The organism is Bradyrhizobium sp. USDA 4504 (assembly GCF_054063995.1).
Map to the genome: position 1 here is coordinate 8,096,719 of NZ_JBSSGV010000001.1, position 13,764 is coordinate 8,110,482.

Annotated in this window: 15 protein-coding genes; 12 read left to right on the plus strand and 3 right to left on the minus strand. The window is 64.6% G+C overall.

Translation table 11 applies throughout. The features are described from left to right. Positions 1 to 6 precede the first annotated feature (6 nt). The 4 genes from ACVMB1_RS37915 to ACVMB1_RS37930 all read left to right on the plus strand — a co-directional run bounded on the left by ACVMB1_RS37915 (position 7) and on the right by ACVMB1_RS37930 (position 3,534). The gene (locus ACVMB1_RS37915; RefSeq protein WP_076824887.1) at positions 7 to 1,452 is read left to right on the plus strand and encodes a hypothetical protein; all 1,446 of its coding nucleotides are present in this window, start codon (positions 7 to 9) and stop codon (positions 1,450 to 1,452) included. A gap of 196 nt (positions 1,453 to 1,648) precedes the next feature. Next, positions 1,649 to 2,155 carry a pilus assembly protein N-terminal domain-containing protein gene (locus tag ACVMB1_RS37920; RefSeq protein WP_057016118.1) on the plus strand — a complete coding sequence of 169 codons (507 nt, stop codon included), beginning with the start codon at positions 1,649 to 1,651 and terminating at the stop codon, positions 2,153 to 2,155. Positions 2,156 to 2,326: 171 nt separating this feature from the next. Continuing rightward, positions 2,327 to 2,896, plus strand: a complete 570-nt coding sequence (locus ACVMB1_RS37925; RefSeq protein ID WP_076824889.1) for a TadE/TadG family type IV pilus assembly protein — start codon at positions 2,327 to 2,329, stop codon at positions 2,894 to 2,896. Between the two features lie 8 nt (positions 2,897 to 2,904). Further along, positions 2,905 to 3,534, plus strand: a complete 630-nt coding sequence (locus tag ACVMB1_RS37930) for a TadE/TadG family type IV pilus assembly protein (RefSeq protein ID WP_168858009.1) — start codon at positions 2,905 to 2,907, stop codon at positions 3,532 to 3,534. 119 nt (positions 3,535 to 3,653) lie between these two features. On the opposite strand, the gene ACVMB1_RS37935 is transcribed toward ACVMB1_RS37930, so the two are convergent. The 3 genes from ACVMB1_RS37935 to ACVMB1_RS37945 all read right to left on the minus strand — a co-directional run bounded on the left by ACVMB1_RS37935 (position 3,654) and on the right by ACVMB1_RS37945 (position 5,936). Beyond that, the gene (locus tag ACVMB1_RS37935; protein WP_016842648.1) at positions 3,654 to 3,866 is read right to left on the minus strand and encodes a cold-shock protein; all 213 of its coding nucleotides are present in this window, start codon (positions 3,864 to 3,866) and stop codon (positions 3,654 to 3,656) included. A gap of 279 nt (positions 3,867 to 4,145) precedes the next feature. After that, positions 4,146 to 4,439 (minus strand): translation initiation factor IF-1, encoded by a 294-nt coding sequence (infA, locus tag ACVMB1_RS37940; protein ID WP_016842649.1) that lies wholly within the window; start codon positions 4,437 to 4,439, stop codon positions 4,146 to 4,148. A 24-nt stretch (positions 4,440 to 4,463) separates the two neighbouring features. Then, positions 4,464 to 5,936, minus strand: a complete 1,473-nt coding sequence (locus ACVMB1_RS37945; RefSeq protein ID WP_430641161.1) for a DEAD/DEAH box helicase — start codon at positions 5,934 to 5,936, stop codon at positions 4,464 to 4,466. A 523-nt stretch (positions 5,937 to 6,459) separates the two neighbouring features. Here ACVMB1_RS37945 and urtA point away from each other — a divergent pair. The 8 genes from urtA (at position 6,460) to ACVMB1_RS37985 (ending at position 13,761) form a co-directional block, all read left to right on the plus strand. After that, positions 6,460 to 7,755 (plus strand): urea ABC transporter substrate-binding protein, encoded by a 1,296-nt coding sequence (gene urtA / locus ACVMB1_RS37950; RefSeq protein ID WP_371852088.1) that lies wholly within the window; start codon positions 6,460 to 6,462, stop codon positions 7,753 to 7,755. A gap of 144 nt (positions 7,756 to 7,899) precedes the next feature. Beyond that, positions 7,900 to 9,498 (plus strand): urea ABC transporter permease subunit UrtB, encoded by a 1,599-nt coding sequence (gene urtB / locus ACVMB1_RS37955; RefSeq protein WP_371852090.1) that lies wholly within the window; start codon positions 7,900 to 7,902, stop codon positions 9,496 to 9,498. Next, positions 9,495 to 10,664, plus strand: coding sequence for an urea ABC transporter permease subunit UrtC (gene urtC / locus ACVMB1_RS37960; RefSeq protein ID WP_076824891.1), 1,170 nt, complete (start codon positions 9,495 to 9,497; stop codon positions 10,662 to 10,664). Before urtB ends, urtC begins: the two co-directional genes overlap by 4 nt. Before the next feature lie 4 nt (positions 10,665 to 10,668). Beyond that, positions 10,669 to 11,430 carry an urea ABC transporter ATP-binding protein UrtD gene (urtD, locus tag ACVMB1_RS37965; protein WP_016842654.1) on the plus strand — a complete coding sequence of 254 codons (762 nt, stop codon included), beginning with the start codon at positions 10,669 to 10,671 and terminating at the stop codon, positions 11,428 to 11,430. Between the two features lie 4 nt (positions 11,431 to 11,434). After that, positions 11,435 to 12,130 carry an urea ABC transporter ATP-binding subunit UrtE gene (gene urtE / locus ACVMB1_RS37970; protein ID WP_057016124.1) on the plus strand — a complete coding sequence of 232 codons (696 nt, stop codon included), beginning with the start codon at positions 11,435 to 11,437 and terminating at the stop codon, positions 12,128 to 12,130. Between the two features lie 49 nt (positions 12,131 to 12,179). Then, the gene (locus tag ACVMB1_RS37975; RefSeq protein ID WP_076824893.1) at positions 12,180 to 13,016 is read left to right on the plus strand and encodes an urease accessory protein UreD; all 837 of its coding nucleotides are present in this window, start codon (positions 12,180 to 12,182) and stop codon (positions 13,014 to 13,016) included. Between the two features lie 28 nt (positions 13,017 to 13,044). After that, positions 13,045 to 13,347, plus strand: coding sequence for an urease subunit gamma (locus ACVMB1_RS37980; protein WP_076824895.1), 303 nt, complete (start codon positions 13,045 to 13,047; stop codon positions 13,345 to 13,347). A 108-nt stretch (positions 13,348 to 13,455) separates the two neighbouring features. Beyond that, the gene (locus ACVMB1_RS37985) at positions 13,456 to 13,761 is read left to right on the plus strand and encodes an urease subunit beta (protein ID WP_028334688.1); all 306 of its coding nucleotides are present in this window, start codon (positions 13,456 to 13,458) and stop codon (positions 13,759 to 13,761) included. Positions 13,762 to 13,764 lie beyond the last annotated feature (3 nt).

The window sequence follows — 13,764 nt, forward strand, 5'->3', positions numbered from 1 at the left end:
GCGCGCATGAGTGCTGAGACCGCAACCATCCCACAGGCGCGGGCCTCGGTGTTCGCCGAAGTCCCGGCCTGGTTCTGGATGGCGTGCGGCGTCTATGCGTTGCTGCTGGTCGTCGGCGACAGGCTGCTCGCCGATTCCGACACCTACTGGCAGATTGCCGTCGGCCGGTGGATCCTCGACCACCGCGCATTGCCGTCGGTCGATATCTATTCCTTCACCAAAGCGGGTGAGCCTTGGGTGTCGTCGTCGTGGCTGGCGCAGGTCCTGTTCGCGAAGGCCTACGACCTTGCCGGGTGGACCGGGCCTGCGGTGCTGGCCGCGGCCTGCGGTGCCGCCACCTTCGCGCTGCTCACCGCCATCCTCGGCCGTGCGCTGCCGGCAATCCATGCGAGCCTGATCGCGCTGGCGGCGCTGGTGTTGACCTGCGGGCATCTGCTGGCCCGTCCGCATGTGCTTGCGCTGCCGATCATGATGGTCTGGGCGAACGGCCTGATGGTCGCCAGCGAACGCCGCGAGGCCCCCTCGTTCTGGCTGCTGCCGCTGATCGCGCTCTGGGCCAATCTGCATGGCGGCTTTCTGTTTGGCCTGGTGCTGGCCGGCGCCTTCGCGCTCGATGCGCTGTGGAACGCCGCGCCGGCGCAAAGATTGCCGCTGGCGCTGCGCTGGGCCGCATTCGGCCTCGGCGCGCTGGCCGCGTGCAGCGTGACGCCCTATGGCTGGGGGACGATCCTCGCCTCGCTCAGGATTCTCAGCCTCGGTGAACTGCTGCATCTCATCACGGAGTGGATGCCGGCGAGTTTCAGCCACGTCGATGCGTTCGAGCTGGCCATTCTCGGCCTGATCGGCGGGGCGCTCTATTGCGGGGTGAAGCTGCCGCTGCCGCGGATCGCCCTGGCGCTGGGCCTGCTGCACATGGCGCTATCCCATGTCAGGAATCTCGAGCTCTTCGCCCTGCTGTTGCCGCTGGCTGTGCTGACGCCGGTGGCAACCCAGTTCGGCCTGCGTGCCGCAAGCGTGGTCCGGCTGAAGGCCACGCCGGCCGTGATGCTGATCGCCGTGCTCTGCGCCGCGACCTGGTTCATCGCGGCGCGTCGGGACATGTCGCCGCCGACGATCCATTCGCCCGCTGCCGCCGTCGACGCGCTGAAGGCGCACAACGTGCAGCGCGTGCTCAATGATCTGCAGTTCGGCGGCTATCTGATCTGGCGCCAGGTGCCGGTGTTCGTCGACGGCCGTGCCGAGCTTTACGGCGAGAAATTCGAGATGGCCTATTATCGTGCGCTCCAGCTCAAGGACGTCAACGGCTTCCTCGACCTGCTCAAGACCTACAGGATCGATGCGGTGATGCTCGATCCGGCAACGCCCGCCTCCAAGTTTCTCGATCACATCGATGGATGGCAGCGCCTCTACGCCGACGATCGCGTGGTGGTGCATGTGCGTGGTGCTGGCTAGGCGGCGGTCCCCACGGGGGCATTTTTCCGCGGGATCACCGGGCCGTTGGTCGATCCGTTCCAGAAGTCGTGACATCCGCGCAATTCAGCGGTCGATTTTTGCTCTTCTTAAATGAATTGCCGTCAGATTTGCCTGCGTCGGGCGCCGGTCCGCTGCGTATCGCTTTTGCCGGCTTGTTAACGTCCCGGGGTAAGGTATGTCGTTTCAATTCCAGCGTATTGGCGCCGTCGCGCGCATTGGATTCATCTCGCTGGCCGCAGCCGTTCTGCTGTGGCCCGCATTCGCAACGGCCGCGCCGGATCCGGACCGGATTGCGGTCAATGTCGATCAGGCCAAGCTCGTCAAGCTGCCCGGCGGCATTTCCACCATCGTGGTCGGCAACCCGCTGATCGCCGACGTCACCCTGCAGAATGGCGGCGTTGTCGTCGTGACCGGCAAGGGCTACGGCGCGACCAACTTCATCGCACTCGACCGCACCGGCCAGGTGCTGGTGGATCGCCAGATCCAGGTCGAAGGTCCGACCGACCAGCTTGTCACCGTCTATCGCGGCGTCGATCGCGAGACCTACAGCTGCATGCCGGTCTGCCAGCGTCGCATCACCCTCGGCGACGGCGAGACCTACTTCAAGTCGACCATGGACCAGGCAGGCTCGCTCAACAGCCAGGCCTCCGGCTCGGGCGCGGCCGCGAAGCCGCAGAACTAGCGCGTGTCCGCGCCGGCGCTTCGCACGCCGGGGCAGCCGCCTGCCGCAGGCGGTTCATCCGACATGGTTAAGAAAGGCCTGACGGATCGGGTGGCCCTGTCTCGATCCGGCGAAATACTTCGACAATGAGTCTTGGGTAGTTGTTGCCGCTATGTTGATCCGGGGTCGTTGATGCCGCTACCCGCTCATTCTTTCACGCGCCTCCTCCATCGCTTTCGCAGAAACCGCCGTGGCGCGACCGCGGTCGAATTCGCGATGGTCGCGCCGCTGTTTTTCGGACTGCTGTTTGCGATCATCGAAGTGGCGATGATCTTCTTTGCGAGCCAGGTGCTGGAGACGGTGACGCAGGATTCTGCGCGCATGATCATGACCGGTCAGGCGCAGGGCGCAAGCTATACCCAGCAGCAGTTCAAGGACTACGTCTGCGGCCAGGTCAACCCGCTGTTCGATTGCGCCAACGGCATATCGGTCGACGTGCGCAGCTATCCCGCTGCGACGGGCTTCAGCAGCGTCAACATCGCGCCTCCAATCGATTCCAACAACGCATTCATTCCGGCCATGAAATGGTGTCCCGGCAAGGACGGCGACGTCGTGGTGGTCCGGCTGTTCTATCAGTGGCCGTTGTTCGTCACCAAGCTTGGCTTCAATGTCGCCAACCTCGCCAACGGCAAGCGGCTGCTGACCGCGACCGCGACATTCAAGAACGAGCCATCCGGGACCGCCGGGGCGACATGCTCATGAGCAACGTCATGAAAACCCAGGCAGCGGCCTTGCTGCGCTCCGTCGCGGCCCTCTGCAATGACCGCCGGGGCCTTGCTGCGGTCGAGTTCGCTTTCGTCCTGCCGCTGATGCTGGTGCTGTTCTTCGGCACCGTCGAGTTTTCATCCGGTGTCGCGGTCGACCGCAAGGTCACCTTGATGGCGCGCGCCGCGTCGGACCTGACCTCGCAGTCGACGCAGGTGGTGGATGCCGACCTGCAGAACTTCTTCAGTGCAAGCGTCGGCATCATGACGCCGTACGACCCGACGCCGACCAAGGTCACCTTGTCGGAGATCTACGTCGATGCCTCGAAGGTCGCGCGGATCCAGTGGAGCAAGGCGGGAGTGATGGCCACGGGCGCCACGCAGGCCACATTGACGGCCTCGAGCCGCAGCCAGGGTGATGTCGTGACCAGCGTCGTTCCGGCGGCGCTGCTGGTTGCGGGCACCTATCTGATCTTCAGCGAAGTCAGCTACAAATACGTTCCGACGGTCGGTTATGTGATGGCCAAGAGCGGCATCAATCTCACCGATGTCGCCTTCACAAGGCCGCGGCAGTCGGTTTGCGTGTTCTACGCCCCGACGTCCGCCACCATGCCGACGACCTGCTCGACCTATTAGAGCTTTCGAACGACGCGGACGCCGGTTGGCAATCCAGACAAAAAGGGCCGCACCCGAAGGTGCGGCCCTTGATGCTTTAGCGACAATTTCCTGGAGCTTCGCGCTCCCGGGAGATCGGCTTATCCGGCGGCGCGCAGATTGTCGGCCGAGGATTTGCCGGAACGGCGGTCAGCCACGATCTCGTAGGAGATCTTCTGGCCTTCACGCAGAGTGCCAAGGCCGGCGCGCTCGACTGCACTGATGTGCACGAACACGTCGTTCCCGCCTTCATCCGGCTGGATGAAGCCGTAGCCCTTGGTCGCGTTAAACCACTTCACGGTTCCCATGCTCACGTGGGTAGTCCCTTCTCAGATATACAAGTTCAAGACCCGCTGATCGGCGGGGTGGTGAGATCGAATTTTTGGAAGGGTCGTCAGCGTCTGAACCGGCTGTACCGGTATTGGCTAATGTCGTCCGGCCGAAAATCGATGGGTAGGATATTATTCGATAGAAGGCTTCAAAACAATCCTGAAAACAATCCTGACGTGCGCGATTTTTTGGCCGGCGCAGCCGCCGGCCAATTGTGCGCAGGACATCAGGACGTCATGCCCGCAGCGGTTGCAATACCCCGCTTATCGGCGGCGGAACTGGCCGCCGCGCTGGGCTCCGCCCCGCGGCGGGCCGCCGGGCGCGCCGCTCGGACGTTCGTCCTTGTGCCGGAAGATCAGGCGCCCCTTTTCGAGATCGTAGGGCGACATTTCGATCGTAACGCGGTCGCCGGCCAGCGTCTTGATACGGTTTTTCTTCATCTTGCCGGCGGTGTAGGCGACGATCTCGTGCCCGGCATCGAGTTGCACCCGGTAACGAGCGTCGGGGAGGATTTCGGTCACCAGTCCTTCGAACTGGATCAGCTCTTCCTTAGCCATATGTTTCTCCAGATCGAGCGACGGCTAGTGCTTCGGTCGGTTGTTGCGGTTGGATTGCGGATTCGGCCGGCTCTCGCGATGCAAGAAGGCGACGCCCTGAATGCCTTCGCTGTTGCCGGCCTGCGACGGACGCGGCGACTCGCCCCGGCTCGTCTGCGGCGCGCCATTATTACCACCTCGACGGCGGCGGCGGCGAGGGCCTTTTGCGCCCGGAGCGGCCTCATTCCCACGGACATTATGCGCACGGGGCGCAGAGCGGCCGCCCCGGTGCGGGTGGGTGGCCTGCGCCGGCCCGGCGGCCTCGCGGCCGCCAGAGGAGCTGCCTTGTGTGCGGCGGTCTTCCCGCGGCACGGTAATCCGGATCAGCCGCTCGATATCGCGCAGATAGCCCATCTCCTCGGCACCGGCGATCAGCGAGATCGCGACGCCGTCGGCGCCGGCGCGCGCCGTGCGGCCGATGCGGTGGACGTAGGTCTCCGGGATATTGGGCAGGTCGAAATTCACCACGTGGCTGACGCCGTCGACGTCGATGCCGCGGGCGGCGATATCGGTCGCCACCAGCGTGCGGATCTCGCCGGAACGGAACGCCGCCAGCGTGCGCTCGCGGTGGTTCTGCGACTTGTTGCCGTGGATCGCATTGGCCTCGATGCCGGCCTTGGCAAGGCTTTTCACCACCTTGTCGGCGCCGTGCTTGGTGCGGGTGAAGACCAGGGCGCGGTTGACCGGCTCCTGCTTCAGCAACTGGGCGAGAACCGTCGGCTTGGCCGCGAAATCGACCTGGATCGCGCGCTGGGCGATGCGATCCACCGTCGAGGCCACCGGCGTCACCGCCACGCGGGCCGGGTCGCGCAGCATCGCCTCGGCGAGCTCGGCGATGTCCTTGGGCATGGTGGCCGAGAAGAACAGCGTCTGGCGCCGGATCGGCAGCTTGGCGACGATTTTCCGGATGTCGTTGATGAACCCCATGTCGAGCATGCGGTCGGCTTCATCGAGCACCAGGAACTCGACCTGGTTGAGCTTCAGCCCGTTGCTCTGCACGAGATCGAGCAGGCGGCCGGGGGTGGCGACCAGCACCTCGACGCCCTGCATCAGGGAGCGGACCTGGCGGCCCATCGGCACGCCGCCGATGGCGAGCGTCGAGGACAGCCGGATGTGGCGGCCATAGGTGTTGAAACTGTCGAGGATCTGCCCGGACAGTTCACGGGTCGGCGAGAGCACCAGCACGCGGCAGCTCTTGGGCTGCGGGCGGACGCGGTTCTCCAGCAGCCGGTGCAGGATTGGCAGCGCGAAGGAGGCGGTCTTGCCGGTGCCGGTCTGGGCGATGCCGACGACGTCGCGGCCGGCAAGGGCTAGCGGGATGGTCTGGGCCTGGATGGGGGTCGGCGTGAGATAATTTTCTTCTCGGAGCGCGCGGGCGATGGGATCGGCGAGGCCGAAATCCTGAAAGGAGGTCAAAAGGTGGTTCTTTCCATAAAAGCCGTCGTCGTCCCGGCCCATATCGGCCGGAAGCGTGTGAAGGCATTCGGGGACACCCGCGTGTCTGGGGCGTCAAGCTGGGTTAGCTGAAAGGCGAGCCAGAAGCCGCTTGGGGCAGCTTGAACACGCAGCTCGCGAAGGCACCGCGACTCTCGCGGGCATGGCGAGGATATGGACCAGGAACTGGGCGGTTTCAAGATGAGATTGCCGTCTTTGGTGCCCGGAGTTCGCTGAACCATCGCGCAAACTGTCACAAATCGATGCCGGAAATTTAGCCAAGGCGGCGATTTTGCCTACAGAATAATCTGATTGCTCTTTCGGCAGTCAAGTTGGCGGCTCAATGATTGAGCAGTCGGCTTCCGTATTTGCCCGGAACCGATGAAATTATCTAACCGGTTCATCGGCTTACAGGGGCTGCGCACCGTGGCACAGTTCTTGCGATTCCCTTAACCGCAGGCGGCCAAGCGGCCGTTCGCAGCGTTCCACGCCTGCGTCAGGGAGACGACATTTCATGCTTACTCAGCTTTCTCACAAAATAACGACGATGACCCGCCGCCGCGCGCTCGCGGCGACGGCCGGCCTGGTTTTGGGTCTGGCTGCGTCCTCGTCCCTCGCGCCCGCGCAAGCGGCCGACGACACCATCAAGGTTGGCATCCTTCACTCGCTGTCGGGCACCATGGCCATCAGCGAAACCACGCTGAAGGACACGATCCTTTTCCTGATCGACGAGCAGAACAAGAAGGGCGGCGTGCTCGGCAAGAAGCTCGAGCCCGTCGTGGTCGACCCCGCTTCGAACTGGCCGCTGTTCGCCGAAAAGGCCCGCGAGCTGATCACCAAGGACAAGGTCGCGGTCGTGTTCGGCTGCTGGACCTCGGTGTCGCGCAAATCCGTGCTCCCGGTGTTCAAGGAGCTGAACAACATCCTGTTCTACCCGGTACAGTATGAGGGCGAGGAGTCCGAGCGCAACGTGTTCTACACCGGCGCGGCGCCGAACCAGCAGGCGATCCCGGCGGTCGACTATCTGATGAAGGAAGAGAAGGTGAAGCGCTGGGTGCTGGCCGGCACCGACTACGTCTATCCGCGCACCACCAACAAGATCCTGGAAGCCTATCTGAAGTCGAAGGGCGTCGCCCAGGACGACATCATGATCAACTACACGCCGTTCGGTCACTCCGACTGGCAGACGATCGTGGCCGACATCAAGAAGTTCGGCTCGGCCGGCAAGAAGACCGCGGTGGTCTCCACCATCAACGGCGACGCCAACGTTCCGTTCTACAAGGAACTCGGCAACCAGGGTATCAAGGCGACCGAGATCCCGGTGGTCGCGTTCTCGGTCGGCGAGGAAGAGCTCGCCGGCATCGACACCAAGCCGCTGCTCGGCCATCTCGCCGCCTGGAACTACTTCGAGTCGATCAAGACCCCGGCGAACGAGAAGTTCATCAAGGAGTGGCAGGCCTACACCAAGAACCCGAAGCGCGTGACCAACGATCCGATGGAAGCGCACTACATCGGCTTCAACATGTGGGTGAAGGCGGTCGAGAAGGTGAAGTCGACCGATCCGGACAAGGTGATCGATGCGCTTCCCGGCATCGAGGCGCCGAACCTGACCGGCGGCGTGTCGCAGATGCTGCCGAACCACCACATCACCAAGCCGGTGTTCATCGGCGAGATCAAGGGCAACGGCCAGTTCGACGTGGTCTGGAAGACCCCGGGCCTGGTGGCCGGCGACGCCTGGTCGAAGGAGCTCGAGGGCTCCAAGGACCTGATCGGCGATTGGGTCGGCAAGAAGTGCGGCAACTTCAACACCAAGACCAACAAGTGCGGTGGCCAGGGTTCCTGACAATAGGGCTCCTGACAACAGGGCTCCTGAGCTCCTGACCTGATCGACGACACAACGCAACCATCCAAGAACCTGGAGAAGGCGGCACAGCTCGCCGCCTTCTCCTCACACTCCTGCCGGGGTACTGACGTGTTCGCCAATTGTATTGATCGTTTTCGTGCGCTGTTTCTCTCGATCCTGCTGCTGAGCTGCCTCACAGTGCCGGCGCTGGCTGGTCCGTTCGAGGATTCGGTCGCCAAATTCGCCAATGACGAGTTCTCCGACACCGAGGCGGCGATCGGCGAGGTCGCCGCGTCGGGCAATGTGCTGGCCTCGCCCATCATCAGCGCGCTGCAGGACGGCCGGCTCTCGGCCGATCCCGACAGCAAGAAGGTCTTCATCACGCGGACCGACGGCAAGATTGTCGACGCCACCACCGGTGCTGCGGTCGACAAGCTGCCCGACAACGCCGCCGCCGTCCGCCTCAACAACCGCCTGCGCCGCACCGTGGAGGCTGCGCTCGGCGGCCTGACGCTGCTGTCGCCGGATCCGGCCAAACGCCTCGCCGCCGCGCAGTCGGTGTTCAAGAGCCACGAGGAGAATTTGCTGCCGACGGTGGAGGCTGCGCTCGCCAAGGAGAACGTCAAGTCGGTCAAGCAGGCCTTCGCCGAGGCGCGCGCCGCCATCATCCTGTTCAAGTCGGACGCATCCGACAGCGACAAGCTCGACGCCGTCGCCGTGGTCAAGGCGCGCGGCGATCAGGAGGCGCTGGCGCTGCTCACCGGCCTCGGCGCCGACCAGCCGCCGCTGGTCGCCAACGCGGCCGCAAGCGCGGTGTCCTCGATCCAGAGCAATCTGGCGATGTGGTCGATGGTGCAGAATGCCTGGTACGGCCTGTCGCTCGGCTCCGTGCTGCTGCTCGCCGCGATCGGGCTTGCCATCACCTTCGGCGTGATGGGCGTCATCAACATGGCGCATGGCGAGATGGTGATGCTCGGGGCCTACACCACCTTCGTGGTGCAGGAGGTGATCCGCAGCCGCTATCCTGCGCTGTTCGACTATTCGCTGCTGATCGCGGTGCCGCTCGCCTTCCTGGTCGCCGGCTTGATCGGTGTCGTGATCGAGCGCACCATCATCCGCTTCCTCTACGGCCGTCCGCTGGAGACGCTGCTCGCGACCTGGGGCCTGTCGCTGGTGTTGCAGCAGGCGGTGCGCACCGCGTTCGGCCCGACCAACCGCGAGGTCGGCAACCCCTCCTGGATGAGCGGTGCCTTTGAGCTCGGCCAGATCACCATCACCTATAACCGGCTGTGGATCCTCTGCTTCACGCTCGCGGTGTTTGCCATCCTGCTGGCGATGCTGCGCTACACCGCGCTTGGCCTCGAGATGCGCGCGGTGACCCAGAACCGCCGCATGGCGGCCTCGATGGGGATCGCCACCTCGCGCGTCGACGCGCTGACCTTCGGCCTCGGCTCGGGGATCGCCGGCATTGCCGGCGTGGCGCTGTCGCAGATCGACAATGTCAGCCCGAATCTCGGCCAGAGCTACATCATCGACAGCTTCATGGTCGTGGTGTTCGGTGGCGTCGGCAATCTCTGGGGCACCCTGGTCGGCGCCTTCACGCTCGGCATCGCCAACAAGTTCCTCGAGCCTGTCGCGGGCGCGGTGCTCGGCAAGATCGCGATCCTGGTGCTGATCATCCTGTTCATCCAGAAGCGGCCGCGCGGCCTGTTCGCGCTCAAGGGTCGGGCGGTGGAAGCATGACGCCGCACATCCTCACCCGTTCGCTCGACCGCGCGGCGACCGCGTTCGTCCTGATCGTCGCCGCGATCGGCGTGCTGATCCCGCTGTCGAACCTGCTGCTGCCGCAGGGCTCGATGTTCCAGGTGCCGACCTATCTGGTCGCGCTGTGGGGCAAATATGTCTGCTACGCCATCCTCGCGCTCTCGATCGATCTGATCTGGGGCTATTGCGGCATCCTCTCGCTCGGCCACGGTGCGTTCTTCGCGCTGGGCGGCTACGCGATGGGGATGTACCTGATGCGCCAGATCGGCAGCCGCGGCGTCTACGGCAACCCGATCCTGCCCGACTTCATGGTGTTCCTGAACTGGAGCAAGCTGCCCTGGTATTGGTACGGCTTCGACAAGTTCTGGTTCGCCGCGCTGATGGTGCTGCTGGTGCCGGGTCTGCTCGCCTTCTGCTTCGGCTGGCTCGCCTTCCGCTCGCGCGTCACCGGCGTGTATCTGTCGATCATCACGCAGGCGATGACCTATGCGCTGCTGCTGGCGTTCTTCCGCAACGATTTCGGCTTCGGCGGCAATAACGGGCTGACCGACTTCAAGGACATCATCGGCTTCAACGTGCAGGCCGAAGGCACCCGCGCGGCGCTGTTCCTGCTGAGCTGCCTTGCGCTGATCATCGCGTTCCTGATCTGCCGCGCGATCGTGACCTCGAAGCTCGGCAAGGTCCTGATCGCAGTACGTGACGCCGAAAGCCGGACCCGTTTCCTTGGCTATCGTGTCGAATCCTACAAGCTGTTCGTGTTCACGCTGTCGGCCTGCATGGCCGGCGTCGCCGGTGCGCTGTACGTGCCGCAGGTCGGCATCATCAATCCCAGCGAGTTCGCGCCCGCCAACTCGATCGAGGCGGTGATCTGGGTCGCGGTCGGCGGCCGCGGCACGCTGATCGGCGCGGCGCTCGGCGCCGTCGTCGTCAACTATGCCAAGACGTTCTTCACCTCGGGGCCGCTTGCACCGTACTGGCTGTTCATGCTGGGCGCGCTGTTCATCCTGGTCACGCTGCTGTTGCCCAAGGGCATCGTCGGTACCTTCAACGCCTGGTGGGAGCCGCTGAAAGCGCGGCGCGGCTCACCCGACGCCGAGAGTGCCGCGCGCGAAGACGGCATCGGCGCACCGAACCCGGCGGAGTAGGCAGATGAACGTCATGGATACCCGCGCCACTTCGGCCATGCTCTACCTCGACGGCGTGCACGTCTCGTTCGACGGTTTTCACGCCATCAACAATCTGTCGCTGGCGCTCGAGCCCGGCGAGATGCGCGCCATCATCGGCCCGAACGGCGCCGGCAAGACCACGATGATGGACATCATCACGGGCAAGACCAAACCCGACGAGGGCACGGTGCTGTTCGACGGCACCGTCGACCTGACCCGGCTCGACGAGACCCGTATCGCCGAGCTCGGCATCGGTCGCAAATTCCAGAAGCCGACGGTGTTCGAGAGCCAGACCGTGCAGGACAACCTCCTGCTCGCGCTCAATGTCGATCATTCCGTGCGCGGCACGCTGTTCTGGCGCGGCAGCAAGGCTGAGTCCGAGCGCATCGACAAGGTGCTCGAGACCATCCGCCTGACCGATGCGCGCAACCGCCTCGCCGGCAGCCTGTCGCACGGCCAGAAGCAGTGGCTCGAGATCGGCATGCTGCTGGCGCAGGACCCGAAGGTGCTGCTGGTCGACGAGCCGGTCGCCGGCATGACCGATGTCGAGACCCATCTCACGGCCGAGCTCCTCAAGGAGATCAACAGGAACCACACCATCATGGTGGTCGAGCACGACATGACCTTCGTGCGCGAGCTTGGCGTCAAGGTGACCTGCCTGCATGAGGGCTCGGTGCTCGCCGAAGGTTCGATTGACCAGGTGTCGTCGAACGAGCGGGTGGTCGAAGTGTATCTGGGGCGCTAGGGCGATGCTGAAGATCGACAACATCAATCTCTATTACGGTGCGGCGCAGGCGCTGCGCGGCGTGTCGCTGACCGCCGAACCGGGCAAGGTCACCTGTGTGCTCGGCCGCAACGGCGTCGGCAAGACTTCGCTGCTCCGCGCCATGGTCGGCCAGTATCCGATCGCTTCCGGCACGATCAATTTCGACGGCAAGGACATCACCGCGCTAAAGCCCTATGAGCGGGCGCGGCGCGGCATCGGCTTCGTGCCGCAGGGCCGCGAGATCTTTCCGCTGCTGACGGTGGAAGAGAACCTCAAGACTGGCTTCGGTCCGCTCAAGCGCGAAGACCGCAACATTCCCAACGACGTGTTCTCGCTGTTTCCGGTGTTGGAGACCATGCTGGGCCGCCGTGGCGGCGACCTTTCCGGCGGCCAGCAGCAGCAGCTTGCGATCGGCCGCGCGCTGGTGATGCGGCCAAAGCTCCTGCTGCTCGACGAGCCGACCGAGGGCATCCAGCCCTCGATCATCAAGGATATCGGCCGCGCCATCTCCTATCTGCGCAACCTCGGCAACATCGCGATCGTGCTGGTCGAACAATATCTCGACTTTGCCTGCGAACTCGGCGACAGTTTTGCCGTGATGGACCGGGGTGCGGTGAAATATGCCTGCGACCGCGCAAGCCTCGATCCCGCCGAGATCAGCCGCCAGATGGCGCTGTGAACAGGATGTGACGCCGCCTCTTGTGGCGCGCGAAGGGAGCGTCGGGGGAATGCGGACCGGGATCGCAGGCGCGGCAGCGGCAACGTTTGCGGCAAACCGCGCCCAGGGTGCGGTCAGGTTCGGCGTGCATCTGAAAGACGGCGCCACCCGCCGCGGCGACCTGCATGAGTCGGGCTCGCTGCGCGTCCGCTTCCCATCGCCGGAGGACGACGGTCTCTCGGCCATGTTCGTCAACACCGCCGGCGGCATTGCCGGCGGGGACCGCTTCGAGATCGCGGTCGCGGCCGGCGAGGGAGCGCGTTTGACACTGACCACGGCGGCGGCTGAGAAAGTCTACCGTGCGCCGGCCGCGGCGGCACGGCTCGACATCGCGCTGACCGTTGCCGCAGGCGCGCATCTCGCCTGGTTGCCGCAGGAAACCATCCTGTTCGACCGTGCCCGCATTCACCGCGGCTTCGACATCGACCTTGCCGAGGGTGCCTCGTTCCTGCTTTGCGAGATCGTGGTGTTCGGCCGCGCCGCGATGGGCGAGACCATGCGCCACGGCGAGTTCGTCGACCGTTGGCGGATGCGACGCGGCGGCCGGCTGGTGTTTGCCGAGACCATCCGCCTCCACGGCGAGATCGGCGAGAAGCTTGCGCGACCCGCGATCGCGGGCGGCGGCTGCGCGATCGGCACGACGCTGATCGTGCCGGGTGACGAGGCCCTGGTCGAGCGTATCCGCGAGGCGTCGGACAGCTTCGGCGGCGAGGTGGGCATCTCCGCCTGGAATGGCTTTGCAATGGCCCGCTTCTGTGCCCAAGATGCGGCCCGGCTGCGCGCCGACATGATGATGGTGCTCGGCCGCGCCTCCACTGTCCCGCTGCCGCGGCTGTGGCTCAACTAAACCTTTCAAGAACGATCAGAGTGTTCGCATGAATTTGTCTCCCCGCGAAAAGGACAAGCTCCTGGTATCGATGGCGGCCATGGTGGCGCGCCGCCGGCTCGAGCGCGGCGTCAAGCTGAACCATCCCGAAGCCGTCGCGTTGATCGCCGACTTCATTGTCGAGGGCGCGCGTGATGGCCGCACCGTCGCCGATCTGATGCAGGCCGGCGCCAAGGTCCTGACCCGCGCGCAGGTGATGGATGGCATCCCGGAGATGATCCACGACATCCAGGTCGAGGCGACATTCCCCGACGGCACCAAGCTCGTCACCGTGCACGAGCCGATCCGATAGCCACGAGCGTCATTCCGGGGCGGCCGAAGGCAGAACCCGGAATCCAGAGATTGTTGATCGAGATTCCGGATTCACGCTTCGCGTGCCCCGGAATGACAGGAGAGACGAATGATCCCCGGCGAACTCTTCATCAAGGACGGCGAGATCGAGCTCAATGCCGGCCGCAAGACCGTGACGCTCTCGGTCGCCAACACCGGCGATCGTCCGATCCAGGTCGGCTCGCATTACCACTTCTTCGAGACCAACCCGGCGCTGAAATTCGACCGCAAGAAAGCCCGCGGCATGCGCCTCGACATCGCCGCCGGCACCGCCGTCCGCTTCGAACCCGGCCAGACCCGCGACGTCCAGCTCGTCGCACTCGCCGGCAAGCGCGTGATCTACGGCTTTCGCGCCGAGGTGAAGGGGAAGCTGTAGCGC